Source organism: Photobacterium sagamiensis (assembly GCF_050337085.1).
In the GTDB taxonomy this organism is placed as follows: domain Bacteria; phylum Pseudomonadota; class Gammaproteobacteria; order Enterobacterales; family Vibrionaceae; genus Photobacterium; species Photobacterium sagamiensis.
Genome location: NZ_JAKJSP010000135.1, coordinates 1 through 682, shown reverse-complemented (window position 1 = coordinate 682; position 682 = coordinate 1). Strand labels below are relative to the sequence as shown.

Sequence of the window (682 nt, the reverse complement as noted above, 5' to 3'; positions counted from 1 at the left end):
GGTGAATACGTTCCCGGGCCTTGTACACACCGCCCGTCACACCATGGGAGTGGGCTGCACCAGAAGTAGATAGCTTAACCTTCGGGAGGGCGTTTACCACGGTGTGGTTCATGACTGGGGTGAAGTCGTAACAAGGTAGCCCTAGGGGAACCTGGGGCTGGATCACCTCCTTACCTAAAGACTTACTGTTTTATGCAGTGTCCACACAGATTGCTTGGTCGAAATGTAAAAGAAATAGCGAAAGCGCTAATGAATGACCTCGGTTATTGATTAACGCTTTTTGCGTTATGCTCTTTAACAATCTGGAAAGCTGACTAGTAAATTGAATTTTCGAATTCAATTACAAATGTTTTTTATGACTTCTTATTTAAAGAAGGGATAAAAAACGAGTTCTCAAAACAAACACATTCAAGTGTCTTGTATTTTTGTCTTCACTTTTTTTAAAAAAGTGGAAATAAAAGAAGAGTCCGGCGAAAACAAATCCTCTCTTTTAAGAGAGAAACCTTGGTTGTTGCCATACGAAACCTCTTGGGGTTGTRTGGTTAAGTGACTAAGCGTACACGGTGGATGCCTTGGCAGTCAGAGGCGATGAAGGACGTATTAACTTGCGATAAGCGTAGATTAGGCAGTAAAAGCCACTTGAGTCTRCGATTTCCGAATGGGGAAACCCAGCTGCATAAGC

At 42.9% G+C, this 682-nt stretch carries 2 rRNA genes; both read left to right on the top strand.

From position 1 onward, the window contains the following. Window positions 1-173: ribosomal RNA gene (locus L4D76_RS28835) — 16S ribosomal RNA — on the top strand; the annotation flags it as partial. 367 nt (window positions 174-540) lie between these two features. After that, window positions 541-682 (top strand): 23S ribosomal RNA (locus L4D76_RS28830); the annotation flags it as partial.